Below are 4,020 nucleotides of genomic sequence, written 5' to 3'. Positions count from 1 at the left end.
TCGATCGAACACCTCGAGGTGTTCGATGCCGAGGACCGATTCTGGACGCAATACCAGATCGACAAGGACGCCGCGACTCTCGGCGCACAGTGGGCGGCGTTCCTGCGCGTGTCCACGTTCCCCGCTCTGACCGAGGCACTGCACGATCGCGACGACGGTCATCGCGGCCGGTTCCTCGACGAACTCGAGTCGGGGGTTGCGGCGCGGTTCGCCGCCGCACCGGTACGGGTTCGGATACCGCTGGCGTTGGTGGTCATCGAGAAGAAGCAACGCGTCCAGCACTGACCGTCAGCTCGCGATGCGGTCGCGGAAGGTGTTGCGGTAGTTCTGCGGTGAGACGCCGACGAGGCGACGGAACTGCTCGCGGAAGTTGGCCGGCGACGCGAACCCGACCTCGCGTCCGATCCGCTCCACACCGTGTGAGGTGGTCTCCAACAACTGCTGCGCATGGCGCACCCGGACACCGGTCAACCACTGCATCGGGGTCTGTCCGGTCTCGGCCTGGAACCGGCGGTTGAGCGTGCGGACGCTGACCGCGGCGCGTGCGGCGATGTCGCCGAGCACCAGCTCGCGGTGTGCCTCGCGCTCGATCCAGGCCAGCACGTGATCCAGCTCCGTGCGTTCGGCCAATGCTTTCTCGGGGGCCTTGCGGCCGCGTCGATTTCGCAGGATGAACTGCGCCTGGCCACCGCTGCGGTGCAATGGCGCCACCGCGACCCTGGCGGCGTCGGCGGCGACCGCGGCACCGTGATCGCGCTGGACCATGTGCAGGCACAGATCGAGGCCTGCGGAGGCGCCGGCAGAGGTCAGGATCTGGCCCTCGTCGACGTAGAGCACGTCGGGGTCGAGGTGCACCGCGGGAAACATGGCGCGGAACTGGTCGGTGGCCAGCCAGTGCGTCGTCGCTCGCCTTCCGTCGAGAAGGCCTGCGGCAGCCAAGGTGAATGCGCCCGAGCAGATCGAGGCGATCCGGGTGCCCGCGTCGAACGCCCGCCGCAACGCCTCCAGCAGCTCGGGTGTTTCGGCGGCGGGTTGGTTGCGCCCGGGAATGACGACGGTGTCCGCTCCGGCGAGCGCCTCGATGCCCTGGTCGGTGGCGATGCGAAACGGACCGGCGGTGACGAGGGGCTCGGTCCCGCACACCTGCACGCGGTAGCCGGGGCGATCGTCTGCCAGCCGGACCCGGCCGAACACCTCGACGGCAGTGGAGAGGTCGAATGCGATCGTGTCGGGCAACGCGACGATGACAACGGTGTGCATGCCGGGGACGGTACCAGCCGGTGGCAATATCTCGGCGGACGACTCAAATCTGGCCATTCACACAGGATTGACTGATTATCAGTCAGTATGCAAGGGTTTCCCCACGACCGATCCGGGGTGATGGCATGCGGAAACGACGGATGGACCTGCGGGGCAAGCGAGTGGTGTTGACCGGCGCCTCGAGCGGCATCGGTCGCGCGCTGGCGGTGGGGCTGGCCGACGAGGGCGCGATTCTGGTGCTGGCGGCGCGTCGGCAGGACGCCCTCGACGAGGTTGCCGACGAAATCACGGCAGGCGGACACCAGCGGCCGACCGTGGTCAGTGTCGATCTGTCGGAGCCAGGCACGGCCGAGTCGTTGGGCCGCTACGCGCTGGGTGCACTGGGCGGCGTGGTCGACGTCGTGATCAACAACGCCGGCGGCAGCGTGACCGGGCCGCAATCGCGGCTCGCCGATTCGCTCCCGGTTCGCGCGCTGTTCGAGGTCAACGTGTGGTCACCACTGGCGCTCACCGCGACCCTAGTGGCGACTTATGCCGCAGGCGCAGGAACCATCGTGAACGTGACCTCCACCATTCAGGCAGTGCCACTACCGCTGCTGGGCTATTACGCGGCATCGAAAGCCGCACTGGCCCAAGCCACCCGGTCACTGCGGCTGGAGCTGGCCGAGACGCCGATCCGGGTGATGGAGGTGATTCCCGGATCCACCGATACGGCGTTGCGCGACATCGACGAACTTGCCTGGAAATCGTCGCCTCCGAAGACGCTGCCACCGGTGTCACCGAAATCGACAGCGGCCGTGGTCGTTCGCGCGTTGCAGCGTGGCGCGACCCGCGTCGTCTACCCGGCCTACTCGCTGATTCCCTTGGAGCTTCCCGCGTTCGGCCGCCTGGTCGCGGCCGTCGGCGGCCGAAGAGTCGACACCCGCGCGGCGCTGGAACTGCAATGACCCGGGCCCGCACAGCGATCGCCGACCGCCGCCAGCTGATCATCGACGCCGCCCGCGCCTTGTTCGCCACCCGGCCCTACGACCAGGTCACCACAACGGAGATCGCGAAGAACGCAGGCGTGGCCTACGGATTGATCGCGCATCACTTCGACAACAAGCGCGGCCTGTACCTCGCGGTGATGAACCAGATAGCCGTCGAGATCGCTGCGGTCCACGAGACTCCACCTCCTCGGGACGCCTCGCTCGCCGATCGGCTGCGCTTCGCATTGCGCAGGCACATCGCCTACATCGACCAGTACCCCGAGAGTTTCGTCGCCCTGCTGCGTGGCGCTCTCGGTGCCGATGCCGAGCACCAGGCCGCGATCGACCGGCTGCGGTGGCTGGGTGCTCAGCGGATCCTGTTGGCGCTGGGCATGGTTGAACCCATTCCGGCAGCGCTGCGAACCGCCATGCGTGGCTGGGTCGGCTATCTCGACGAAATGATGATCGACCGGAACACGCACCGCGACATCGATGCCGAGACTGTGGTGGAACTGGCCGCGGCCGCGCTCATCGCGACGCTGCGGGCCGCAGCCGCCCTCGATCGCGCGATCGTCTACCCGCCCGAGGCACTCGACGCGCTCGACAACTTCGCGAGCCGGTGACATCGGAACGGTAGCAGGCGTTGGCAATATCTCGGCGCAGCATGGCGTTCTGGCCACTGGTCGGACAGGGCGTCCAGCGGCCACGATACCGGCATGCATGCACAGCTCCTGTTGTTCGACGGGTTCGACCCGCTCGACGTCATCGCGCCGTTCGAAGTCCTCGCCGCCGGTAGCGACGCCGTGGCCGGTGAGTTGATCGTGGAACTCGTGTCCGCCGAGGGAGCGCGCGCGGTGGTCAGCGGGACCCGCGGTCTGGTCCTGAACGCCACCGCTGAACTCGACCCGAGCAAGCCGGGCTAAGTCATCGTTCCCGGGGCCAGCGGTCCCGTCGACGGTGACCCCGACGAGGTCGACACCATCCCCGTCCTGCTGGCCCGGTTCGGCGAGACCCGGGCCGTCGAGTTGATGCGAAAGGCGTTCGCCAACCCCGAGATCACGGTGGCGACCGTGTGCGGCGGCTCGCTCGCGCTGGCCATGGCGGGCCTGATCGACGGGCGCAACGCCGCCACGCAACTTCTCGGCATGGACGTGCTGGAGGCGACCGGGGTGAACACCGTGCACGTCAGGGTCGTCGACGACGGCGATCTCGTCACGGCTGGCGGCGTGACGTCGGGTCTCGACCTGGCGCTGCATCTGCTTGAGCGCAGCTACGGCCCGAGGGTCGCGATCGAAGTCGAGCAACTATTCGAATACGAGCGACGAGGAACGGTGTGGGCATGAACATCATCGGTGATTGGGACGTGACCATCAAGACCCCGGTCGGATCGCTGGCCGTCGCCAACAGCTTCACCGACGACGGCGGCATCGTGGGCAGCGCGACGGGCAAGAGCGAGACCGTGCCGCTGCGTGATGTCGCCGTCGTCAATGACGCTGGCGCCGAACGGGTTACGTGGCAACAGTCGGTGACCAAGCCGATGCGGCTGAACCTCGCCTTCGACGTCGTGGTCGACGGTGACCGGCTGGCCGGACACTCCCGCGCGGGGCGGTTACCACGCTCCGCGGTCAGCGGTGTGCGGCGTCACGGCCGCATCTCGTAGGCGCTGTCATGGGCCCGCACGCGCTCCCACACCCGATCGAAGCGCTCGGCGTCGGGCACCGGCTTGCGGATCGCGCCGATCGCCCAGTCCTGCTGGGCTTGCGTCGAGGTCGGCTTGCCGTGCAGCGCAACG

General features: G+C 68.0%; 4 protein-coding genes and 2 pseudogenes. 5 read left to right on the top strand and 1 reads right to left on the bottom strand.

Features of this window, described 5'->3' with window-relative positions:
* A pseudogene (locus QOC69_RS30910) lies at nucleotides 1–285 on the top strand (class I SAM-dependent methyltransferase); the annotation flags it as partial.
* Between the two features lie 3 nt (nucleotides 286–288).
* Here the strand turns inward: QOC69_RS30910 and QOC69_RS30905 are convergent.
* Nucleotides 289–1,260: a GlxA family transcriptional regulator gene (locus QOC69_RS30905; RefSeq protein WP_526446320.1), complete on the bottom strand. Its 972-nt coding sequence runs from the start codon at nucleotides 1,258–1,260 to the stop codon at nucleotides 289–291.
* Nucleotides 1,261–1,385: 125 nt separating this feature from the next.
* Here QOC69_RS30905 and QOC69_RS30900 point away from each other — a divergent pair, with 125 nt between their 5' ends.
* The 4 genes and pseudogenes from QOC69_RS30900 to QOC69_RS30885 all read left to right on the top strand — a co-directional run bounded on the left by QOC69_RS30900 (nucleotide 1,386) and on the right by QOC69_RS30885 (nucleotide 3,888).
* Nucleotides 1,386–2,207 carry an SDR family NAD(P)-dependent oxidoreductase gene (locus tag QOC69_RS30900; protein ID WP_526446319.1) on the top strand — a complete coding sequence of 274 codons (822 nt, stop codon included), beginning with the start codon at nucleotides 1,386–1,388 and terminating at the stop codon, nucleotides 2,205–2,207.
* Complete coding sequence (locus QOC69_RS30895) at nucleotides 2,204–2,851, top strand: TetR/AcrR family transcriptional regulator (RefSeq protein ID WP_526446318.1); 648 nt, start codon at nucleotides 2,204–2,206, stop codon at nucleotides 2,849–2,851. The genes QOC69_RS30900 and QOC69_RS30895 overlap by 4 nt, the downstream gene beginning before the upstream one ends.
* Nucleotides 2,852–2,944: 93 nt before the next feature.
* Nucleotides 2,945–3,571, top strand: a pseudogene (locus QOC69_RS30890) (DJ-1/PfpI family protein).
* Nucleotides 3,568–3,888: a hypothetical protein gene (locus tag QOC69_RS30885; protein ID WP_526446317.1), complete on the top strand. Its 321-nt coding sequence runs from the start codon at nucleotides 3,568–3,570 to the stop codon at nucleotides 3,886–3,888. Before QOC69_RS30890 ends, QOC69_RS30885 begins: the two are co-directional and overlap by 4 nt.
* The last annotated feature ends 132 nt before the right edge of the window (nucleotides 3,889–4,020 follow it).

It is taken from the genome of Mycobacterium sp. (genome assembly GCF_032162105.1).
Lineage (GTDB): Bacteria > Actinomycetota > Actinomycetes > Mycobacteriales > Mycobacteriaceae > Mycobacterium.
Note: the sequence above shows the minus strand (reverse complement) of the source record. Positions and strands in the feature narration are given on the sequence as shown.